Here is a 20,314-nt window from a genome sequence, read left to right as displayed (position 1 = left end):
GCGCACGCAACGGCGTGCGCCGCCTACGTCATCGACTCATTCATGGAAAAAACGAATCCCGCCGACGCGCCGGCTTTCCCGCTCGACCTGTACGACGAACCCGGGCATCTGATCCGGCGCGCGCACCAGATCGCGGTTGCGATGTTCTACGAGAAGCTGGGCCGGGACGTGACGCCGGTGCAGTACGCGGTCCTGCGGATGCTTTATGAGTGTCCGGGGCTCGATCAGGTCACGCTCGCGCAGCGGGTGGCGCTCGACACGTCGACGACCGCGGACCTCGCGGTCCGGCTCGAAGCGAAAGGATTGATCGTCCGCGAAGTGTTGCCGCGGCGTCAGCGGCGCCTGCTGCTGACGCCGGCGGGCGTCGAGCTGCTCACGCACCTGATTCCGTCGGTGCAGGAGCTGCGCGCCGGCCTGTTCGACGGCATGGGCGAGGACGATTCGCGGGAACTGATGCGCCTGTTGCGCAAGTTCGTTCATTTGAACAACGAGCAGAGCCGTGCGCCGCTGCGGGTCGGCGAGGAGTCGTAGCGATTGAATGCTCCGCGACGGGGAGAGCGATGTGGCAACGCGGCGGCAGGCCGCTCAGCGCCGCCCCTCGGCGTCACGGGCGTGACGCTTCCCCTTCCAGCCGCCGAACCGCTTCCGCGACTTCGTTCCTGAAGCGCACCAGCGCCGCCTGCTCCGGCGCGGGCGGCTGCACGGCCGCCCACAGCATGTCGATGAGCTGCGCGGCCGTCGTTTCCGTATCGAGCTTGCGGTGCCCGAGGATCGCATCCCACAGCACGTGCTCGATCGGCCCGAACACCATCGAGCGCAGCAGGCTCAGCGGCATGTCGCTGCGCACCTGCCCGGCCGCCTGGCCGCGCGCGAGCACGTCCATCAGCGGCGCCGTGTAGCGGCGCTGCAGCGCGGTGAGCTCGTCGCTCAACGCATGCTGCTTCGCCCGCCCCTCCGACAGCACCAGCGCGCACAGCCCCGTGCCGTTCACCAGCATCAGCCGCAGGTGCGTGCGCACGATGAACGCGAACTGCTGCTGCACCGACGCTTCCTGCGGCATCCCGACTTCGAACGCGGCAATGATTTCGTCATACCAGTCGGCGATCACGCGCGCGCACAGCTCGCGCTTGCCGCGGAAGTAGCTGAACACCGTCGCCTCCGATACGCCGACGCGCTGCGCGATCTCGGCGGCCGTCGCATGCTCGTAACCCTTTTCGGCGAACACTTCACGACCGGCGCGCAGGATGTCCTGCACGCGCTGCTGGGACTTGCGCCCGGCGGGTGCGCGCGACGGCTCGGGACGGTCGGCTTTGGCGGTGGCGGTCATGGTGTCGGCGGTAGCGGCTGTCATGCCGCCATGATATCTGAGTGTCACTCAAAAAACTATTGACGACAAGCTGGACGAGGCGCGAAACTGTGCAAAATTTGCGCTGTATTGGCTTAATGAATCGACGCATTGATCCGATTTGAGCGAAACTCAGAAATCGGCGCGTGCGACCCACTTTCTGGAGACGGAGGAGACATGATCAACCTGCCCGGTGTGCAATTCATGCTCGGTGAAGACATCGAGATGCTGCGCGACGCCGTCGCGACGTTCGCGGCCAAGGAAATCACGCCGCGCGCGGCGGAAGTCGACCGCACCGACCAGTTTCCGATGGATCTGTGGAAGAAGTTCGGCGATCTCGGCGTGCTCGGCATGACGGTGGCCGAGGAATACGGCGGCGCGAACATGGGCTACACCGCGCACATGGTCGCGATGGAAGAGATCTCGCGCGCATCGGCGTCGATCGGCCTGTCGTACGGCGCGCACTCGAACCTGTGCGTGAACCAGATCCACCGCAACGGCACCGACGCGCAGAAGCAGAAGTATCTGCCGAAGCTCGTGTCGGGCGAACACATCGGCGCGCTCGCGATGAGCGAGCCGAACGCGGGCTCCGACGTCGTCAGCATGAAGCTGCGCGCGGACAAGCGCGGCGACCGCTACGTGCTCAACGGCACGAAGATGTGGATCACCAACGGCCCCGACTGCGACACGCTCGTCGTCTACGCGAAGACGGACATCGACGCCGGCCCGCGCGGCATCACCGCGTTCATCGTCGAGAAGGGGATGAAGGGCTTCTCGGTCGCGCAGAAGCTCGACAAGCTCGGCATGCGCGGGTCGCACACGGGCGAGCTCGTGTTCCAGGACGTCGAGGTGCCGGAAGAGAACATCCTCGGCCAGCTCAACGGCGGCGTGAAGGTGCTGATGAGCGGCCTCGACTACGAACGCGCGGTGCTGTCGGGCGGCCCGACGGGCATCATGGCCGCGTGTCTCGACGCGGTGGTGCCGTATATCCACGACCGCAAGCAGTTCGGCCAGTCGATCGGCGAATTCCAGCTGATCCAGGGCAAGGTCGCCGACATGTACACCACGTTCCAGGCGTGCCGCGCGTACCTGTACGCGGTCGGCCGCCACCTCGATTCGGCCGGCAGCGACCACATTCGCCAGGTGCGCAAGGACTGCGCGGGCGTGATCCTCTACACGGCCGAGAAGGCGACGTGGATGGCCGGCGAGGCGATCCAGATCCTCGGCGGCAACGGCTACATCAACGAATATCCGGTCGGCCGTCTGTGGCGCGATGCGAAGCTGTACGAGATCGGCGCCGGCACGAGCGAGATCCGCCGCATGCTGATCGGCCGCGAGCTGTTCGCGGAAACGATGTAACGCCCCACGTCACGCGAACGGAGCCCCGTCGATGCCGATCATCGAATCGAAACTGAACCCGCGTTCGGAAGACTTCCGCGCGAACGCCGCGGCGCTGGAGGCGGTCGTCGCCGACCTGCGCGCGAAGATCGAACAGCTCGCGCAAGGCGGCGGCCAGGCCGCGCGCGACAAGCACCTGTCGCGCGGCAAGCTGCTGCCGCGCGACCGCATCGCGCAGTTGCTCGATCCGGGTGCGCCGTTCCTCGAGCTGTCGCAGCTCGCGGCGAACGGCATGTATAACGACGACGCGCCGGGCGCGGGCGTGATCACCGGGATCGGCCGGATCGCGGGCCGCGAGTGCGTGATCGTATGCAACGACGCGACGGTCAAGGGCGGCACCTACTACCCGATGACCGTGAAGAAGCACGTGCGCGCGCAGGAAATCGCCGCGGAAAACCGGCTGCCGTGCGTGTACCTCGTCGATTCGGGCGGCGCGAACCTGCCGAACCAGGACGACGTGTTTCCCGATCGCGACCACTTCGGCCGCATCTTCTTCAACCAGGCCACGATGTCCGCCGCGGGAATCGCGCAGATCGCGGTCGTGATGGGCTCGTGCACGGCGGGCGGCGCGTATGTGCCGGCGATGAGCGACGAGTCGATCATCGTGAAGAACCAGGGCACGATTTTCCTCGGCGGTCCGCCGCTCGTGAAGGCCGCGACCGGCGAGGAAGTGAGCGCCGAGGATCTCGGCGGCGGCGACGTGCACACGCGCCTGTCGGGCGTGGCCGACCATCTCGCGCAGAACGACGCGCATGCGCTGTCGATCGCGCGCAACATCGTCGGTCATCTCGCGCCGAAGATCGCGTCGCCGGTGGCGGTGCGCGAGCCGAAGCCGCCGCGCTACGACGCGAAGAGCCTGTACGGCGTGATTCCGGTCGACACGCGCAAGCCGTTCGACGTGCGCGAGGTGATCGCGCGCATCGTCGACGATTCGGAGTTCGATGAATTCAAGGCGCGCTTCGGCACGACGCTCGTCACGGGCTTCGCGCACATCTGGGGCCATCCGGTCGGGATCGTCGCGAACAACGGCATCCTGTTCTCCGAATCGGCCGTGAAGGGCGCGCATTTCATCGAGCTGTGCTGCCAGCGCAAGATTCCGCTCGTGTTCCTGCAGAACATCACGGGCTTCATGGTCGGCCGCAAGTACGAGAACGAAGGCATTGCGCGCCATGGCGCGAAGATGGTGACGGCCGTGTCGAACGCGAAGGTGCCGAAGTTCACGGTGATCATCGGCGGCTCGTTCGGCGCGGGCAACTACGGGATGTGCGGCCGCGCGTTCGGCCCGCGTTTCCTGTGGATGTGGCCGAATGCGCGGATCTCGGTGATGGGCGGCGAGCAGGCGGCATCGGTGCTCGCGACCGTGCGCCGCGACGGCATCGAGGCGAAGGGCGGCACGTGGTCGGCCGAGGACGAGGATGCCTTCAAGCAGCCGATCCGCGACCAATACGAGCGCCAGGGGCATCCGTATTACGCGAGCGCGCGGCTGTGGGACGACGGCGTGATCGACCCCGCGCAGACGCGCGACGTGCTGGGCCTCGGCCTCGCCGCGTCGATGAACGCGCCGATCGACGACACGCGCTTCGGCGTGTTCCGCATGTAACGGCCGGGAGGGCTGACCGATGCGATACGAAACGATCAAGGTAAGCGAAGCCGGCCGCGTGGCGACCGTCACGCTCGCGCGGCCCGACGTGCGCAACGCGTTCAACGAGACGACGATCGCCGAGCTGACCACCGCGTTCGAGTGGCTCGATGCGCACGCCGGCGTGCGCGCGGTCGTGCTCGCGGCGGAAGGCGCCGCGTTCTGCGCGGGCGCGGACCTGAACTGGATGAAGAAGATGGCCGGCTACTCGGACGACGAGAACCGCGCCGACGCGCGCAAGCTCGCGCGGATGCTCGAGGCGATCCATCGCTGCGGCAAGCCGGTGATCGCGCGCGTGCACGGCGACGCGTATGCGGGTGGCGTGGGCCTCGTCGCGGCGGCCGACATCGCGATCGCCGCCGACGGCGCGAAGTTCTGCCTGTCCGAAGCGCGGCTCGGGCTGATTCCGGCAACGATCGCGCCGTACGTCGTGCGCGCGATGGGCGAGCGCGCGGCGCGTCGCTACTTCACGACGGCCGAAGTGTTCGACAGCGCGCGCGCCGCGTCGCTCGGCTTCATTCACGATGCCGTGCCGGCCGAGGCGCTCGACGAAACGGTCGCGAAGCTGGCCGCGACGCTCGTCGCGAACGGCCCCGACGCGGTGCGGGCATGCAAGCGGCTCGTCGCCGACGTGGCCGGCCGGCCGCTCGACGCGACGCTGATCGAGCAGACCGCCGACTGGATCGCGCGGACCCGCGCCGGCGCGGAAGCGCGCGAAGGGATCGCGTCCTTCCTCGAGAAACGCACGCCTTCGTGGCGTGAATGACGGCGTGCCCCTAACTTTCCGGACGACACCGAAGCCATGTTCGACAAGATTCTGATCGCCAACCGCGGCGAAATCGCCTGCCGCGTCGCCGCGACGTGCAAACGTCTCGGGATCGCGAGCGTCGCCGTCTATTCCGACGCGGACGCGAACGCGAAGCACGTCGCCGCGTGCGACGAGGCCGTGCACATCGGCGGCTCGGCGGCCGCGGACAGCTACCTGCGCATCGAGCGCATCATCGAGGCCGCGCGCGCGACCGGCGCGCAGGCCATCCACCCGGGCTACGGTTTCCTGTCCGAGAACGAGGATTTCGCGCACGCGTGCGAAGCGGCCGGCATCGCGTTCATCGGGCCGCCGGTCGACGCGATCGCGGCGATGGGCTCGAAGGCCGCCGCGAAGGCGCTGATGCACGCGGCCGCCGTGCCGCTCGTGCCCGGCTACCACGGCGACGACCAGGACGCGGCCAACCTGCATCGCGAAGCCGACGAGATCGGCTACCCGGTGCTGCTGAAGGCGAGCGCGGGCGGCGGCGGCAAGGGCATGCGCGTGGTCGAGCGCTCCGAGGACTTTCCGGCGGCGCTCGCGTCGTGCCAGCGCGAGGCCGCGAGCAGCTTCGGCAACGATCGCGTGCTGATCGAGAAATACCTGACGCGCCCGCGTCACGTCGAAGTGCAGGTGTTCGGCGACACGCACGGCAACACCGTCTACCTGTTCGACCGCGACTGCTCGGTGCAGCGCCGTCACCAGAAGGTGCTCGAGGAAGCGCCGGCGCCGGGGCTGCATGAAGACGTGCGCCAGGCGATGGGCGAGGCGGCGGTCGCGGCCGCGCGTGCGGTGAATTACGTCGGCGCGGGCACCGTCGAATTCATCATGACGGGCGACGCGTTCTACTTCATGGAAATGAACACGCGCCTGCAGGTCGAGCATCCGGTCACCGAGATGGTCACGGGGCTCGATCTCGTCGAATGGCAACTGCGCGTCGCAGCGGGCGAGCCGCTGCCGCTGCAGCAGGACGAGCTGCGCGTGCAGGGCCACGCGATCGAGGCGCGTCTCTACGCGGAGAATCCGGCGCGCGGCTTCCTGCCGTCCACCGGTACGCTGAAGCACTTGCGGCTGCCGGAAGGCGTCGAATTCGCGATCGGCGCGCCGGTGCGCGTCGACAGCGGCGTGCGCGAAGGCGATGCGATCACGCCGTTCTACGATCCGATGATCGCGAAGCTGATCGTGCACGGCGCGGACCGCGCGGAAGCGCTCGGCCGGATGCTGCGCGCGCTGCGGGCATGCGAGGTGGTCGGCCTGCACACGAATGCCGCGTTCCTGCAGCGGATCGTCACCTGCGCGCCGTTCGCGATCGCCGATCTCGACACGGGCCTGATCGAGCGCAACCACGCTGCGCTGTTCGCGCCGCAACAGCCGCCGCGCGCGACGCTCGCGCTGGCCTGCGCGGCGCTGCTCGCGCGCGAACGCGATGCGGCCGCACGGGACGGCGCGTCGCCGTGGCGCGCGCTGCCGGACTGGCGGCTGAACGGCGGCTATCGCCGCACGCTCGAATGGCATGCGCCCGAACGCGAAGCGGACGTGACGGTCACCTACCTGGACGACGGCGGCAGCACGCGCATCGCCACCGGCGACGCGGCCGCGCAGCCGTTCGCATGGGCACGCGGCGCCACGCCGCTCGACTTCGACGTAACGCTCGACGGCGTGCGCAGCAGCGGCCGCGTGTATGCGGACGGCGACAGTTTCCACGTATTCACGCAGGGTGTCGCCGAGACGTTCGAATGGCGCAACGTGCTCGCGCACGCCGGCGATGCCGAACATGGCGGCGGCCGCCTGACCGCGCCGATGCCCGGCAAGGTGATCGCGGTGCTGGTCGAGCCGGGCCAGAAGGTCGAGGCCGGCACGCCGCTGATCGTGATGGAAGCGATGAAGATGGAGCACACGATCGGCGCGCCGGGCGCGGGCGTCGTCGCCGAAGTGCTGTACGGCGTCGGCGACCAGGTCGCGGATGGCGCGCAGCTGCTGATGATGGCGGAAGGCTGACGGGGGCGTGCGTCGCGCACGGGCCGGCGCGGCGCCTCGCGGCGCGACGCCGGCCTTGTCGCATCCGGCGCCGGCGGCGCGCATGGCATGCCTTGCGGTGCGCCCGGTCGCCAACCGGCGCCGTTGGCGCCGCGTATGACCATGCATGACAGTCTGGCGGCCGGCGCTCCGCTAGACTGGCGGATTGCTCGCGCGGCCGCGTGCCGCGCGCTACACTGCGACCATTCAACCTCCCATCCCGCCGACGATGACGTCTCCTGTCCTGAACGGCCTGCGCATCGGTATCACGATCGGTCTGCGCGCCCCCGACGAAAGCCTGTGGATCAACGGTATCAAGCAGAACGCGCTGTTTCTCGCGAAGCTGCTGATGGCATCACCGCATGGTTACCGCGTGACACTGGTCAACACGACCGACGTGCCGCTCACCGACGCGCTGCCGTGGGATCGCACCGTGTACGACACGCGCGCGTTCGCGGACATGAAGGATGCGCTCGACGTGGTGATCGAGCTCGGCGGGCAGATCGACGCCGCGCAGACGGCCTACCTGAAGGCGCGCGGCGCGAAGATCGTCAGCTACTGCTGCGGCGTCGAGTACATCAACGCGATGGAATCGATGCTGTTCGGCCGCCGGCTGTGGGATTCGCTGTTCATCAACCGCGGCTACGACGAGGTGTGGGCGATTCCGCAGATCGCGCCGTCGTCGCTGCCGTTCCTGCAGTCGCTGCGCCGCTGCCCGGGGCGCGTCGTGCCGTTCGTGTGGGATCCGATGTTCCTCGACGCGCGTGCGGCATCGTTGCCCGGGCACGGCGAGTACCGCCCGCGCAGCGAGCCGGGCAAGCGGCTCACGGTGATGGAGCCGAACCACAACGTCGTGAAGTTCTGCGTGTACCCGATGCTGATCATCGACGAAGCGTACCGGCGCGACCCCGATGCGATCTGCTTCGCGCACGTGACGAACGCCGACCGTCTCGCGCACGAAAGCCCGGAGTTCGTGATGCTGATGAACTACCTGGACATCGTGCGCGCCGGCAAGGCGAGCTTCGTCGGTCGCTTCGACACGCCGCTGTTCCTGGCCGACCTGACCGACATCGTGGTGTCGCATCAATGGTCGAACCCGCTCAACTACTTCTATTTCGACGTGTGCTGGCAGGGCTATCCGCTCGTGCACAACGCGAGCCTCGCGCCCGACCTCGGCTACTACTACCCGGACAATGACGTGCAGAAGGGCGCGGAGGCGCTGCTGCACGTGCTGCACACGCACGACGACGACTGGGAAGGGTACACGCGGCGCCAGCGCGAGATCCTTGGCCGCTATACGTCGGCGAACCCCGCGCTCGTCGCCGAATACGATGCGCTGCTCGCGAACCTGATCGGCGCGACGGCGGCGTGAGTTGCGCGTGTCGCAAGCCGTCGTCCGGATTGTCTCCGGTTAATGTCTGAAGAAATGGTGCCATTAAAAAAGAAACCGTCGAACCGGGGAAGATTCGACGGTTTTGAAGGCACGAATTTGACGGCTCCGAGGGAAGTCCGTCAGAAATTATTTTAGAGGTTAACAAGTCGGAAAGATTGTTAAACATCTTTCAATCGACGACGATCATATAATTCGGGCGAATATTATCGCCTCTGACTTGTATGATTAATATTCGGTCATCGTCAATATCGTTTGAAACGACGGAATTCAATTCTGTCGAGACCGAATGTGCCGTGTCGGGTCATCGGCGGCGCACGATGCGGACGGCTGCGGCGAAATCCGGGTATCGAGCCCGGGCAGTTTTTGCTGGCGGTTATTTGTCATACAAAAATATCGAACGTCCGATTTTTGAAACGAGTCGTGCGGTAAATCGATTCGCCGAGCGATGTTCGAGTGGATCAAAATAAACGATATCGATTGGCGCTTTGCAGGTGATTTTGTGTAATCTGCCGCACTGTCGTCGACGTGCCCGCGTGGTGTATTTCCTGTATTTGAATATCGTTGACAATATCGGGTTTGACGGCGCGCTGAAATAAAAAGTACGCTCCCGGAAAAGATCAAAACAAGAGGATGGGCCGGGTAGGCGGTGGCGCGTGTCGTGGTCGGCTCGCGCCATATGTATCGAGAGCGCGGGCCGTCATCGGCGGTCCGACATTTGCCGGAGCGCCGGATGAATGCGGTCGAACCTCGCCTGGAGGCGAACAGCGTTGCGAATCGGGACGAGATCGATCTCGTGTTCGGCGCGCCTGACGATCACCCCGACCTTGCGTCGGTACGCAGTTTCGTCGAAAGCCGGCTCGGATTCGCGCGCGAGCCGGTCTGCCGCGCCGACCTGTCGGGCGGCGTGCTGTATCACGAATGTCTCGCGCGGCTGCGCTGGGGATCGCGCGATGCATTGCCGCCGCTTGCGTTCCTGCCGCGCCTCGAATCGCTCGGGCTGATGCGCTGGTTCGACCGCCTCGTGGTGAGCCGGACGATCGACGCGCTGCGCGCCGATCCGAACGCCGTGTACGGCTGCAATGTCGCGGCGATGAGTGCGGTGGTGGACGACGCGTGGCTGGCCATTTTCAGGCGGCTCGAGCGCGAGCCGTCGGTTGCGGCGAGGCTGGTCGTCGAGATTACCGAGACGGGGCCGCTGAATCCCGTCGCGGGCCGGTCGTTCGTGAACCGGTTTCGCCAGGCCGGTTGCCGCGTCGCGATCGACGACTTCGGCGTCGGCTTCAGCGCGCTGAACAACCTGGTGGTCGGCAACCCCGATATCGTGAAGCTCGACAGGTCCGTCCTGTCGCTGATCAAGCGCAACGCGATCGGGCGCTACCAGTTTCGCCGGCTGATCGCGTTCGCGCATGAAAGCGCGCGGCACGTCGTCGTCGAAGGCGTGGAGAACGAGGTCGACCGGCAGATCATCCTGGATTCCGGCGTCGCCTGGGCGCAGGGCATCCGCTTTACATGGCGGTCGCCGGCCGCCGCATGACGCCGCGGCGCGGGCGCGGCGCGCCGGCATCGGGCAACGAAGGATTGCAAAGGGGCGTGGGTATGGCGGCGACGAAGAAGGCCGGGCACGGAACGGGCACGCAGGCGGTCGATGCGCGCGAACTCGTCGCGATCGCCGAACTGGCCGACATGCTGTGGCAGCTCGGCGCCGAATCGAACGACGCGCCGCTCGACGTCGCACCGTATCTCGATGGCCTGAAGGCCGTTGCGCATCGTATTCGCCGGATGAAGCCGCTCGACGCCGACGGCTGCGAACTCGCGGCGCGGCACTACTATGCCGGCGTGTTTGCGGGCGCCTGCGGCGACGATTCTGCGATTGCGTGCGGCGTATCCGGCAGCCTCGCGCGGCACGCCGGCCAGGTCAGCCGTGCCGCGCTCCGCTGTTTCGCGGGGCTGGCGCGGATCGGACGCCGCCACGGCCGCCTGTTCGCCACGCGCGGCGGCGACCGGGTGCCGCCCTGGCGCCCGCTCGCGCACCGCGCCTGACGTTCGCCGATCGCGGGCGCGCGGCGCCCGGCAAGCGCCCCGTCAGTCTTTTCCGAATCCGCCGAGCACGAGCGCCAGCGCGCGATCGACCGCATCGTCCCATCGACCCGGATGCGCGGCGCGCACGATCCGGATGCCCGGATACAGCGCGGTACGCGAGCCGGTTTCCCAGCGCGCGTCGGCTTTCGGGCTCAGCAGCAGGACCGCCGGCACGCCCAACGCGCCGGCCAGATGGATGTGCGCGGTGCAGGTGGTGACCACGGCGTCCATCGCGAGCATCAGCGCGGCCAGATCGCTGAAATCGCCGATCGCGCGATGCGGGAACGTGACCGGCAGATCCGACGGCTCGGACTGCGCGGCGGTCAGCACGTTCTCGCTGGCGAGGGTCGCGCGCGCGGCTTCGTCGCGCCGGCCCGCACGCAGCAGCAGCGCCGAGCGCGCGAGTTCGACACGGCCACGCAGCGCGTCGGGTCTTGATCGGCGCGTCGGCCTGCCGCGCGCTGTGCCGGTCGATGACGAACGGGCCGTGGATCGAATCGACCACGACGAAGTTGCGGGCGGCGTGCTCATGAACGGCTGGCGGACGGATGCGCTCAGCCCAGCGCGCGCCCGGCGAACAGGCGCTGGATCTGCTCGGAATACGCGCGGACGTTGTGGTCGGCGAGCGTGTCGACCTGCTGCAGACAGCGGCGGGCCGCCGCGGCGTAATCGTCGAGCCGCGCGTCGTGCGTTTGCGCGGCGGTTGCGATCGCGCGCGCCGCGTCGAAGATCTCGAAGTCCGGGTAGTAATAGCCGACGTCGCGCAGGAACGGCGAGTTGTGCACGAGCGGGTAGTTGCCGTACAGCGCGTCGTACAGCAGGTAGTTCAGGCCGTTTTCCCAGTGGTGCGACACGACGATGTCGGTGTGATGCGCGGCCCACGCGACGAACGGCGCGCGCACGTCGGCCGTCGCCTTGCCGTCGCGCACCATCTCGAGCCCGAGCGCGAGATGCTTGAAGGCGACGTTTTCCTTCTTGTCGAACGTGTTGGTCATGTACACGTGCTCGACGAGTTCCGGGTGCGCGACGTAGCACGCATTCGCGGCCAGCATCGGCACGATCGAACTCTTCACGACGTTCAGGTTCGGTTCGAAGAACGCGATGCGCTTGGCCGGACCGTGATTGCGATAGCCGAAGCGCGCCTTCAGTTCGGGATCGGCGTCGAGGCTGCGTTCGATGAAGTACGGCGACCAGATGTGCGGCAGCTCGATCACCGGCGCGCGATACACGGCCTGGAAGTAGGCCGCGCACGTGTGCATGTGCTGCGGGTTGGTCCAGATCTCGTCGAATTGCACGCGGTTCGGGTTCGGCCGCCAGTTGTTCTTCTCGAAGTTGATCGTCTCGACCGCGATCACGTAGTCGTTGCCGAAGCGGTACGACACGCACTTGCCGCCGCGCTGGCGCACCGCGTCCGTGTGCGACGGATCGATGAACGCGTTCATCTCGATCAGCAGGTCGGTCTGGTGGACGATCGACGACAGCGGCCGCAGCGCGTCGCCGAACGCGTCCATCATCAGCGCCTGCGGGTAGTCGGTGATGCCGTCGTCGTGCGCGAGCCACACTTCGCCGATCAGCGGCGAGCGTTTCAGCAGCATGTACAGGTACACGCAATGCTGGTTCGCGCCGTTGTACCAGATCGACTGCGTCGCGTCGCGCTGAACGTTCATCGTAATCGCGACATTGATTTTCATCGGCGGCTCCGGGTGGACGGTGCGCGGTTCAAGGCGTGTCGTTCTGCGACTGGCGCGGCACATAGCCGGTCAGGTGCCAGCGGCCGTCGTCGAGGCGAAAGCTCAGCTTTTCATACACCGTCGTCCCTGTCTTGAGCGTCGTCGTAAAGTCGACATTCGCATAAAGCCCGTCGGGCATCGACGATGAATTCGTGTAGCGAATGCGCGTGATCTGCGCCCAGCCGCGATGGCTGACCATGCCGACCGACTGGCGCGCGCGCTGCATGTCCAGAGCGAACTGGTCCTGCCTGATGCGCGCCTTCACGAACGCGGCGGAGTCGTTCCACACCATGCCGTACTGGCCGGCGTCGAGCTGTTTGAAGACCGCATCGGCATCGCGCAGCAGCGCGTCGGCCGATTCGCCGTCGGCTTGCGCGTGCGCACCGATCGCGATCGACGCGATGACGCAGCCGATCAGCCATTTCGTGCGGGCGAGGGGCGGGTGTGCGTTCATGTTGAGGCCCGGAGCAGGCGGCGCGTCATGCGTCGCGATAGAGCGATGCAATCGCGTCGGAATATGCGGCGACGTTGTCGGGGTTGTAGATGCTGACCGAGTCGAGCACGTGCTTCGATTGCTCGCGGTACGCGTCGAGGTTCGCATCGTGCTCGGCGAACGCCTGCAGCAGCGCACGGCCGCCGGCCTGGCAATCGAAGTCCGGATAGAAATACCCGGCCGTGCCGAGGAATGGCGAGTTGTGGATCAACGGATAGTCGCCATACAACAGTTCGTAGTACAGGTAGTTCTGCGCGTTTTCCCACGTGTGCGACACCACCGCGTCGCCGTAGGCGGCCATGAACTCGTACACCGCATAGCGGCTTTCGAACGTCGTGATGCCGTGGTTGACGATGTCGAGGCTCTTCGCGAAGTGAACGAAGGTCGCATGTTCCTTCAGGTGCAGCGTATTGCACACGCGCACGAACTCGAGGAATTCGGGTTTCGCGCGGTACGCCTCTTCCGTGACCAGCATCGGGATGATGCTCGTCTTCACCATGCAGATGTTCGGCTCGAACATCGTCACGCGCCAGCGCGGCTTGCCGGGCTGATAGCCGAACGACAAACCGGCGCCAAGCGTTGCACGCGCCTTGTCGAACAGCATCGGATGCCAGATGTGCGGGACGATCGTCACCGGCGCGCGCAGGCCGGTCTGGTAATAATGCAGGCACGAGCGCTCGAATTCCGGAATCGTCCACACCGCGTCATACGGCGCGCCCGAGAACAGGAAGCCCGACGGCTTGTCGAACATCGCGCGCTCGATGTCGATCACGTAGTCGTTGCCGACCCGCATCGTGACGACCTTGCCGCCGCGCTCGCGGAACGCGCGCAGGTAGTCGGCGCCGAACTGCGCGCTCATTTCGATCAGCACGTCGCAGCGCTCCAGCGCTTCGTCCATCGACAGCAGCGGCACGTCCCATTCGCCGAGCATCATCTGCGGATCGGCGACCTGTTCGCCGCCGTTCACCATCACGGCTTCCGCGACGAGCGGCGACTGACGCAGCAGCAGGATCAGCAGCAGGCAGTTCTGGAAGATGCCGTTTTCCCACAGCGACTGGCCGGCGCCGCGTACGAACAGCGACACGCCGACGACGAGACGCTTGCCCTCGCCGGGCGCTTGACGGGCTTTGGAGTCCGACATGCGTATGCTCCGGTTCAGGCGACCAGGCGCGCGACGAACGCGTCCAGGTTCGCGGGGTTGTCGATCGAGACCGACTGCAGCAGCCGGCCGGCTTTCGCACGATAGTCGTCGAGCCGCTCGTCGTGATGCAGCCATGCATCGCGCAGCGCCTGGCCACCGCCGGCGGAATCGAAATCCGGATAGTAGTAGCCGGCGTCGCCGAGCAGCGTCGAGTTGTGGATCAGCGGATAGCCGCCGTACAGCACGTCGTAGTACAGATAGTTCTGCGCGTTTTCCCAGTGGTGGGACACGACGGCGTCCGCGTGGCGCGCCATGAAGCCAGGCAGGTCGATGCGCGGCTCGAACGTCGCCTTTTGCTGGCGCACGAGGTCGAGGCTGTTCGCGAAGTGCACGAACGTCGGATGCGCCTTCATCTGCATCGAGTTGACGACGAACAGATGCCGCACCGCGTCCGGTTGTGCGCGGTAGAACTCGTCGCACGCGAGCATCGGGTAGTGGCAGGACTTCACGACCGAGATGTTCGGCTCGAGCGTGGCGAGATTCCAGGGACGGCGGCCCGGCCGATAGCCGAACGTCAGGCCTTCGCTCGCCAGCGCGGCAATGCGGCGATCGAGGAAGTACGGCGACCACAGATGCGGAATCGTGAAGACCGGCGCGCGCGTGAGCGTGCGTAACAGCGGCACGTCGATCTTCTGCGACTTCTCGAGCACCCACACTTCGTCGAACTGCGTGCCGTTGAAGACGTGTCCCGACGGTTTGCCGAAGATCGGCGTTTCGGCGAGACCGCTGTAGGTATGGCCGACATAGCACGCGACGAGCTTCGTGCCGAGCGCCTTCACGTGCCGCATCCATTCGGTCGGCAACTGCGCGCCCATTTCGATCACGACGTCGAGTTCGTGCGTGACGTCGGAAGGCTTCACGAGCGGCACGTCGAGGCCGTCGAGTTCGAGGCCGGTCGGCAGTGCGTTGGCGTCGCCGCCGTTCAGGAAATAGACGGGGCCGACGCGATCGGAGCGCTTGAGCATCATCGCGAGGTACGCGATGTTCTGGTGAATCCCGTTTTCCCAGATCGCCTGGCCGTCCCGCGCAAACAGCGAGATGCCGACGGCCGGCCGTTGCTTGCGGGTGCCGCCCGAGGCGGCTTGATTGATGTCCGTCACCGGTTGGTTTCCTCTGCGGCGTCGTGCGTTCGGCCGTGGCCGCGAAACGGCGCGCCGTGGATTGTCGTGGTCGCGTTCGCGCCGGCGCGCACTGGAATGTGCGTCGAGCGGCGCGGATCGCGAGGCGGCCGCAGGATTCCGGGGTGTCGTCGGGCGGGTCTGGCACGGCGCGCGACGCGGTCGGAACGCTCCGGCAGCTGTCTGCGGCGATTGTGGCACGGAAGGCGCCGTTTTGTGGAGGGGGCTGACGAACTTTGACATAGCCGCCGGCACGGGAGCCGGGGCCCCGGCGAAGCGGGGTCGACGGGGGCAGCAGGGTGCCGGCGGGGCAACCGCGCCCTGCCGGTGAGGGCCGTCGTGCGCAGGCGCGAGGGCGCCCGGGCCGCGACGGCCGGCTGCTCAGCGCTGCAGCGAGATCTCGACGCGGCGGTTGCTCGCGCGGCCTTCGGCCGTCGCGTTGGACGCGACCGGATCGGCGCTGCCGCGGCCCGTGACCGACACGGACTGCGCTTTCAGCCCGTGCGCCTTCAGGTAGCTTGCGACGGTTTCCGCGCGGCGCTTCGACAGCGCGAGATTGGCGGCGGTGCTGCCGACCGAATCCGTATGGCCGGTGACCGTCACCTGCGTGTACGTGCGGTCTTCGCGTTCGCTCAGCAGCTTGTCGAGCGATGCGCGCGCGCCCGGCGTGAGCGTGGCCAGGCCCGTCGCGAACAGCGCGTCGCCCGCGAGGTTCACGTGTTCGACCGCCGCGGGCGCGGGGGCCGGCGCCGGCTCGGCGGCCGACGCTGCCGCGGCCGGCGCGGCACCGCACTGGAATACGAGCGTCGCGGGATCCGAGCCGTCGCGCACCGCACGGGCCGAGTCGATCGTGCGCACCGGCTGGTCGCCGCAGATCTTGCGGGCGGCCTTCATGCAGGTCTGCGGGCCCGACAGCAGGCCGTGGCAATCCACCTGGAAGGTGCGCACGCCGTCGCGCGGCTGCAGTTCGGATGCGCTGAAGGTCGGGCCGGATGCGGTCGAGCACGCGGCGAGGGCCGTTGCGGAAAGTGCGAGCGCAAGAGCGAGTTTGTTCACGATTACGTCCTCAATGCTTGGGTTGACTGAAGCCCGCCACGCGTTGCGCGGCGGGCTCGTCCTGCCGTCGGGGCCGCCCGCCGCCGTCCGGCTCGTGAGCCGGCGGCGTGGCGGCGCGACGCGTTACTTCCACTGGTACAGCATGCCGGCGCCGATCACCTTCTGACCGCCGCTGAAGCCGCCGTTGATCGACGCCTTCAGGTTCTCCGTGATGCGCGCCTGCATGTTGACCGCCATCGCCTTCTGACCGAGGAACGACGCGGTGCCGACACCCATCCCGAAGTTGGCGTCGCGATCGAGCTGCGGGATCGACGCCATCGCGCCGACGGCCGCGATACCCTGCTTCGCCATCTGGTCGGTCTGCTGCAGTTGCGAACCCAGCGAGTTGATCTGCGCCTGCTGGCCCGACAGTGCCGTCGACAGCGTCGTCTGCACCTGCGTCAGCTGGTTCACGTTCACCGCGTCCGTGCCTTGCGTGCCCGGCGCGACGTTCGTGATCTGGCGCTGCTGCGTGTCGCTGCCGACCGACACCACGTTCGAACGGCCGCCGTCGGTCGAATTCGCGCCGATCGCCACCGAGTTCGAGCCGGCGGTGACCGTCGGCCGGTCGGAGCCGGTGCCGGTCATGTCGGCCGCGACGGCGGTGTTGTTCAACGTGCGCGTCGTGTTGTTGTTGATCGTGTTCGACAACTGGTTCACCTGATCGCCGAGGTTCGTCACGCCGGTCGACAGCGAAGCCACCGTGCTGTTCGTCGTGCTCAGGCCGGTCGACAGCGAGCCGATGCCGGTCGACGTCGACGTGGACAGCGACGTGAGGTTGCTGTTCGTCGAGCTGAGGCCCGTCGACAGCGAGCTGATCGCCGTCGAGGTCGACGTGGACAGCGACGTGAGGTTGCTGTTCGTCGAGCTCAGGCCCGTGGACAGCGAACCGATGCCGGTCGACAGCGACGAGATGTTCGACGCGGTCGACGTCGACAGGCTGTTGACCGCCTGGTTCGTCGCGTTGAGCTGGCTGCCGTTGATCGCGTCCGTGCTGGTGGCCGATACCTGGCCTGCCGCGACGTTCGTGATCTGGCGTTCCGCGCCCGGTGCGCCGACGCTGAAGACGCCCACCGGCGAGGTGCCGTAGACCGGGTACGTGATGCCGCCGACCGTGACGCTCGACACGCCGACGGCGTTGCCCGTGGTCGAGTTCGCGCCCATCGCGATCGAGTTGGCGACATTGGCCTGCGCGTTCGTGCCGAAGGCGAGCGCATCCGCGGCGGTGGCCGACGCACCCGAGCCGTAGGCCTGGGCGCCGGTCGCGCTCGCGACCGCCTTGTTGCCGAGCGCGATCGTGTTGTCCGCGGTGGCCTGGTTCGAGCTGCCGAGGGCGAGCGCGCTGTTGCCGGTTGCCGTGTTCGCGTTGCCGAGCGCCACTGCGCCGGTGCCGGTCGCCGTGTCGTTCGCGCCCATCGCCACCGCGCCGGTGCCCGTCGCGATGCTCGGGTCGCCGATCGCGACCGCGCCGTCGCCGCTCGCCGTGTTGCCGGAGCCGATCGACACCGCCTTGCCGCCGGTGGCCGAAGCGTTCTGGCCGATGGCGACCGCGCCGGTCGACTGTGCGTTCGAGCCGTCGCCGACCGCGACGCTGCTGGTGCCCGCCGCGCTGGCGTTCACGCCGGCCGCCAGCGAGTTGACGCCCGTCGCGCCGTTGTTGGCGTAGTTGCCTTGCTGCGTGCCGTTGTCGTTGACGCTGTAGTAGTGCGTCTTCGCGGCTTCGATCGCGGTCGAGGTCGAGGTGGACAGCGACGTGATCGAGCTGGTTGCCGAGCTGAGGCCGGTCGAAGTCGAGGTCGACAGCGACAGCACCGTGCTGTTGGTCGAGCTCAGGCTGGTCGACAGCGAGCTGAGGCCGGTCGAGGTCGAAGTCGACAGTGACGTGACCGTGCTGTCGGTCGAGCTCAGGCCGGTGGACAGCGAGCTGATGCCGGTCGAAGTCGACGTGGACAGCGACGTGATCGTGCTGTTGGTCGAGCTGAGGCCGGTGGACAGCGAGCTGATGCCGGTCGAGGTCGAGGTGGACAGCGACGTGATCGTGCTGTTGGTCGAGCTGAGGCCCGTGGACAGCGAGTTGATGCCGGTCGAGGTCGACGTCGAGAGCGAGCTGATCGAGCTGGTTGCCGAGGACAGGCCGGTCGACGTGGAGGTCGAGAGCGACGCCACCGTGCTATCGGTCGAGCTGAGGCCCGTGGACAGCGAGTTGATGCCGGTCGAGGTCGACGTCGAGAGCGAGCTGATCGAGCTGGTTGCCGACGACAGACCCGTCGACGTGGAGGTCGAGAGCGACGCCACCGAGCTGTCGGTCGAGCTGAGGCCCGTGGACAGCGAGCTGATGCCGGTCGAGGTCGACGTGGACAACGAGCTGATCGAGCTGGTTGCCGACGACAGACCCGTCGACGTGGAGGTCGACAGCGAAGCAACCGTGCTATCGGTCGAGCTGAGGCCCGTGGACAGCGAATTGATGCCGGTCGAGGTCGAAGTGGACAGCGAGCTGATCGAGCTGGTTGCCGAGGAGAGACCGGTCGACGTGGAAGTCGACAGCGAAGCCACCGTGCTATCGGTCGAGCTGAGGCCCGTGGACAGCGAGTTGATGCCGGTCGAGGTCGACGTGGACAGCGAGCTGATCGAGCTATTGGCCGACGAGAGGCCGGTCGACGTCGAGGTGGACAGGGAGCTGATCGAGCTGGTTGCCGACGACAGACCGGTCGACGTGGAGGTCGAGAGCGACGCCACCGAGCTATCGGTCGAGCTGAGGCCGGTCGACAGCGAGTTGATGCCAGTCGAAGTCGACGTGGACAGCGAGCTGAGGCCGGTGGACAGCGAGTTGATGCCGGTCGAGGTCGAGGTCGAGAGCGAGCTGATCGAGCTGTTCGCCGACGAGAGACCCGTTGACGTGGAGGTCGACAGCGAAGCGACCGAGCTGTCGGTCGAGCTCAGGCCCGTGGACAACGAGTTGATGCCGGTCGAGGTCGACGTGGACAGCGAGCTGATCGAGCTATTGGCCGACGAGAGGCCGGTCGACGTCGAGGTGGACAGGGAGCTGATCGAGCTGGTTGCCGACGACAGACCGGTCGACGTGGAGGTCGAGAGCGACGCCACCGAGCTATCGGTCGAGCTGAGGCCGGTCGACAGCGAGTTGATGCCAGTCGAAGTCGACGTGGACAGCGAGCCGATCGAGCTATTCGCCGACGACAGACCCGTCGACGTGGACGATGACAGCGAAGCGACCGAGCTGTTGGTCGAGCTGAGGCCGGTCGACAGCGAGTTGATGCCAGTCGAAGTCGACGTGGACAGCGAGCTGAGGCCGGTGGACAGCGAGTTGATGCCGGTCGAGGTCGAGGTCGAGAGCGAGCTGATCGAGCTGTTCGCCGACGAGAGACCCGTTGACGTGGAGGTCGACAGCGAAGCGACCGAGCTGTCGGTCGAGCTCAAGCCCGTGGACAACGAGTTGATGCCGGTCGAGGTCGACGTGGACAGCGAGCTGATCGAGCTATTGGCCGACGAGAGGCCGGTCGAAGTCGAGGTGGACAGAGAGCTGATCGAGCTGGTTGCCGAGGACAGGCCGGTCGACGTGGAGGTCGACAGCGAAGCGACCGAGCTATCGGTCGAGCTGAGGCCGGTCGACAGCGAGTTGATCCCGGTCGAGGTCGAGGTGGACAACGAGCTGATCGAGCTGGTTGCCGACGAGAGACCGGTCGACGTGGAAGTCGACAGCGACGCGACCGAGCTATCGGTCGAGCTGAGGCCCGTGGACAGCGAATTGATACCCGTCGAGGTCGAGGTCGAGAGCGACGAAATCGAGCTGGTTGCCGACGAGAGACCGGTCGACGTGGAGGTCGAAAGCGAAGCCACAGAGCTGTTGGTCGAGCTGAGGCCCGTGGACAGCGAGTTGATGCCCGTCGAGGTCGAAGTGGAAAGCGACGAGATCGAGCTGTTCGCCGACGACAGGCCGGTCGATGTGGAAGTCGACAGCGAAGCGACCGAGCTATCGGTCGAGCT

Annotated in this window: 16 protein-coding genes; 8 read left to right on the top strand and 8 right to left on the bottom strand. The window is 67.0% G+C overall.

Annotated features, from left to right (window positions below):
• Positions 1 to 42 precede the first annotated feature (42 nt).
• Positions 43 to 531 (top strand): MarR family winged helix-turn-helix transcriptional regulator, encoded by a 489-nt coding sequence (locus WS46_RS20925; RefSeq protein ID WP_059532660.1) that lies wholly within the window; start codon positions 43 to 45, stop codon positions 529 to 531.
• A gap of 73 nt (positions 532 to 604) precedes the next feature.
• On the opposite strand, the gene WS46_RS20920 is transcribed toward WS46_RS20925, so the two are convergent.
• Positions 605 to 1,351 carry a TetR/AcrR family transcriptional regulator gene (locus WS46_RS20920; protein ID WP_059691607.1) on the bottom strand — a complete coding sequence of 249 codons (747 nt, stop codon included), beginning with the start codon at positions 1,349 to 1,351 and terminating at the stop codon, positions 605 to 607.
• Between the two features lie 171 nt (positions 1,352 to 1,522).
• Here WS46_RS20920 and WS46_RS20915 point away from each other — a divergent pair, with 171 nt between their 5' ends.
• The 7 genes from WS46_RS20915 (at position 1,523) to WS46_RS20885 (ending at position 10,636) form a co-directional block, all read left to right on the top strand.
• Positions 1,523 to 2,704 carry an isovaleryl-CoA dehydrogenase gene (locus tag WS46_RS20915; RefSeq protein ID WP_059532493.1) on the top strand — a complete coding sequence of 394 codons (1,182 nt, stop codon included), beginning with the start codon at positions 1,523 to 1,525 and terminating at the stop codon, positions 2,702 to 2,704.
• A gap of 31 nt (positions 2,705 to 2,735) precedes the next feature.
• Positions 2,736 to 4,343 carry a carboxyl transferase domain-containing protein gene (locus tag WS46_RS20910; protein WP_059691606.1) on the top strand — a complete coding sequence of 536 codons (1,608 nt, stop codon included), beginning with the start codon at positions 2,736 to 2,738 and terminating at the stop codon, positions 4,341 to 4,343.
• A 19-nt stretch (positions 4,344 to 4,362) separates the two neighbouring features.
• Complete coding sequence (locus WS46_RS20905; RefSeq protein ID WP_059532487.1) at positions 4,363 to 5,148, top strand: enoyl-CoA hydratase/isomerase family protein; 786 nt, start codon at positions 4,363 to 4,365, stop codon at positions 5,146 to 5,148.
• A gap of 36 nt (positions 5,149 to 5,184) precedes the next feature.
• Positions 5,185 to 7,185, top strand: coding sequence for an acetyl/propionyl/methylcrotonyl-CoA carboxylase subunit alpha (locus tag WS46_RS20900; protein ID WP_059691605.1), 2,001 nt, complete (start codon positions 5,185 to 5,187; stop codon positions 7,183 to 7,185).
• A gap of 247 nt (positions 7,186 to 7,432) precedes the next feature.
• Positions 7,433 to 8,575, top strand: a complete 1,143-nt coding sequence (locus WS46_RS20895; protein WP_059691604.1) for a DUF2827 domain-containing protein — start codon at positions 7,433 to 7,435, stop codon at positions 8,573 to 8,575.
• A gap of 751 nt (positions 8,576 to 9,326) precedes the next feature.
• Positions 9,327 to 10,130 (top strand): EAL domain-containing protein, encoded by an 804-nt coding sequence (locus WS46_RS20890; protein WP_059691603.1) that lies wholly within the window; start codon positions 9,327 to 9,329, stop codon positions 10,128 to 10,130.
• A 62-nt stretch (positions 10,131 to 10,192) separates the two neighbouring features.
• The gene (locus tag WS46_RS20885) at positions 10,193 to 10,636 is read left to right on the top strand and encodes a hypothetical protein (protein WP_059691644.1); all 444 of its coding nucleotides are present in this window, start codon (positions 10,193 to 10,195) and stop codon (positions 10,634 to 10,636) included.
• A 42-nt stretch (positions 10,637 to 10,678) separates the two neighbouring features.
• Here the strand turns inward: WS46_RS20885 and WS46_RS36535 are convergent, their stop codons facing one another.
• From WS46_RS36535 to WS46_RS35550, 7 genes are all read right to left on the bottom strand, one after another.
• The gene (locus WS46_RS36535; RefSeq protein ID WP_059691602.1) at positions 10,679 to 11,206 is read right to left on the bottom strand and encodes a hypothetical protein; all 528 of its coding nucleotides are present in this window, start codon (positions 11,204 to 11,206) and stop codon (positions 10,679 to 10,681) included.
• 23 nt (positions 11,207 to 11,229) lie between these two features.
• Positions 11,230 to 12,366 (bottom strand): DUF2827 family protein, encoded by a 1,137-nt coding sequence (locus tag WS46_RS20875; protein WP_059691601.1) that lies wholly within the window; start codon positions 12,364 to 12,366, stop codon positions 11,230 to 11,232.
• Between the two features lie 28 nt (positions 12,367 to 12,394).
• Positions 12,395 to 12,859, bottom strand: a complete 465-nt coding sequence (locus WS46_RS20870; protein WP_059691600.1) for a DUF4019 domain-containing protein — start codon at positions 12,857 to 12,859, stop codon at positions 12,395 to 12,397.
• A 25-nt stretch (positions 12,860 to 12,884) separates the two neighbouring features.
• Positions 12,885 to 14,039 (bottom strand): DUF2827 domain-containing protein, encoded by a 1,155-nt coding sequence (locus tag WS46_RS20865; protein WP_059691599.1) that lies wholly within the window; start codon positions 14,037 to 14,039, stop codon positions 12,885 to 12,887.
• A gap of 14 nt (positions 14,040 to 14,053) precedes the next feature.
• On the bottom strand, positions 14,054 to 15,199 hold the full coding sequence (locus WS46_RS20860; protein WP_059532461.1) for a DUF2827 domain-containing protein: 1,146 nt from the start codon (positions 15,197 to 15,199) through the stop codon (positions 14,054 to 14,056).
• A gap of 399 nt (positions 15,200 to 15,598) precedes the next feature.
• Positions 15,599 to 16,273: an OmpA family protein gene (locus tag WS46_RS20855; protein WP_059691598.1), complete on the bottom strand. Its 675-nt coding sequence runs from the start codon at positions 16,271 to 16,273 to the stop codon at positions 15,599 to 15,601.
• 123 nt (positions 16,274 to 16,396) lie between these two features.
• A partial coding sequence (locus tag WS46_RS35550) for a YadA-like family protein (protein WP_179949176.1) occupies positions 16,397 to 20,314 on the bottom strand: 3,918 nt, incomplete at its 5' end.

The organism is Burkholderia sp. RF4-BP95 (assembly GCF_001521985.1).
Lineage (GTDB): Bacteria > Pseudomonadota > Gammaproteobacteria > Burkholderiales > Burkholderiaceae > Burkholderia > Burkholderia diffusa.
The sequence above is the reverse complement of the archived record's forward strand: the minus strand, read 5'-3'. Positions and strand labels throughout refer to the sequence as shown.

What these genes read in the sequence shown, in the direction of transcription:
- WS46_RS20925 (WP_059532660.1), top strand. Translation starts at nt 43, where the DNA reads ATGGAAAAAACGAATCCCGCCGACGCGCCGGCTTTCCCGCTCGACCTG.
- WS46_RS20920 (WP_059691607.1), bottom strand. Translation starts at nt 1,351, where the DNA reads ATGACAGCCGCTACCGCCGACACCATGACCGCCACCGCCAAAGCCGAC.
- WS46_RS20915 (WP_059532493.1), top strand. Translation starts at nt 1,523, where the DNA reads ATGATCAACCTGCCCGGTGTGCAATTCATGCTCGGTGAAGACATCGAG.
- WS46_RS20910 (WP_059691606.1), top strand. Translation starts at nt 2,736, where the DNA reads ATGCCGATCATCGAATCGAAACTGAACCCGCGTTCGGAAGACTTCCGC.
- WS46_RS20905 (WP_059532487.1), top strand. Translation starts at nt 4,363, where the DNA reads ATGCGATACGAAACGATCAAGGTAAGCGAAGCCGGCCGCGTGGCGACC.
- WS46_RS20900 (WP_059691605.1), top strand. Translation starts at nt 5,185, where the DNA reads ATGTTCGACAAGATTCTGATCGCCAACCGCGGCGAAATCGCCTGCCGC.
- WS46_RS20895 (WP_059691604.1), top strand. Translation starts at nt 7,433, where the DNA reads ATGACGTCTCCTGTCCTGAACGGCCTGCGCATCGGTATCACGATCGGT.
- WS46_RS20890 (WP_059691603.1), top strand. Translation starts at nt 9,327, where the DNA reads ATGAATGCGGTCGAACCTCGCCTGGAGGCGAACAGCGTTGCGAATCGG.
- WS46_RS20885 (WP_059691644.1), top strand. Translation starts at nt 10,193, where the DNA reads ATGGCGGCGACGAAGAAGGCCGGGCACGGAACGGGCACGCAGGCGGTC.
- WS46_RS36535 (WP_059691602.1), bottom strand. Translation starts at nt 11,206, where the DNA reads ATGAGCACGCCGCCCGCAACTTCGTCGTGGTCGATTCGATCCACGGCC.
- WS46_RS20875 (WP_059691601.1), bottom strand. Translation starts at nt 12,366, where the DNA reads ATGAAAATCAATGTCGCGATTACGATGAACGTTCAGCGCGACGCGACG.
- WS46_RS20870 (WP_059691600.1), bottom strand. Translation starts at nt 12,859, where the DNA reads ATGAACGCACACCCGCCCCTCGCCCGCACGAAATGGCTGATCGGCTGC.
- WS46_RS20865 (WP_059691599.1), bottom strand. Translation starts at nt 14,039, where the DNA reads ATGTCGGACTCCAAAGCCCGTCAAGCGCCCGGCGAGGGCAAGCGTCTC.